This window comes from Paraburkholderia sp. USG1, assembly GCF_031570135.1.
Classification (GTDB): domain Bacteria; phylum Pseudomonadota; class Gammaproteobacteria; order Burkholderiales; family Burkholderiaceae; genus Paraburkholderia; species Paraburkholderia dioscoreae.
The window spans coordinates 1-825 of sequence record NZ_JAMWXW010000088.1; the positions used below are offsets into that span (position 1 = coordinate 1).

At 62.9% G+C, this 825-nt stretch carries 1 protein-coding gene; it reads right to left on the bottom strand.

Translation table 11 applies throughout. The features are described from left to right. Window positions 1-825 (bottom strand): IS256 family transposase (locus NE850_RS39365; RefSeq protein WP_310700428.1); only part of this gene is annotated, 825 nt, incomplete at both ends.

Below are 825 nucleotides of genomic sequence, written 5' to 3' on the forward strand. Positions count from 1 at the left end.
CAAGCAGGGGCTTGTCGATTTCATCCGTGGTGTAAATCACTTTGCGCACCGCAGGCGGAAACGCAAAGAAGGGAATCACGCGATCCCAGGCCCGACGCCAGGCGGCTACTACCGTCGGGAATCGCTTGCCCCACTCGCCCTGCTCGAACGCGTCCAGTTCGGCCTGGGCAGCCTCAGCGCTGGCCGCCGTATAAATCGGTTTGATGGCCGCAGCCAGCCCCCTTCGATCCTTCCAGCTCGCGTAGTCCAGCGAGTTGCGGATCAGGTGCACGATGCAAGTCTGCAGGGTGGTGGCCGGAAACACCGCACCCAGCGCCTCAGGCATACCCTTCAGTCCATCGGTGACCGCGATCAGGATGTCCTGCACGCCACGCACCTTCAGGTCGCTGAACACCTTCATCCAGAATTTCGCGCCCTCCGTGTTCTCGATCCACAGTCCCAGGATGTCCCGCGTGCCGTCCGGCAGGATGCCCAGCGCCAGATAGATCGCCTTGTTGCGTACCAGTCCTTCCTCGCGGATCTTGACCCGCAGCGCGTCGAAGAACACCACTGGATACATCGGCTCGAGCGGGCGTGCCTGCCAGGCCATCACCTCGTCCATCACGGCGTCAGTTACCGAGCTGATGAACTCCGGCGACACCTCGGTGCCGTACTGCTCGGCCAGAAACCCCTGGATCTCGCGCACCGTCATGCCGCGGGCGTACATCGCGATGATCTTGTCGTCAAAGCCCGTAAAACGCCGCTCGTGCTTCGGAATCAGGATCGGGGCAAAGCTGCCGTCGCGGTCGCGCGGTATCTCCAGGCGTAGCGGACCGTCGTCGGTCA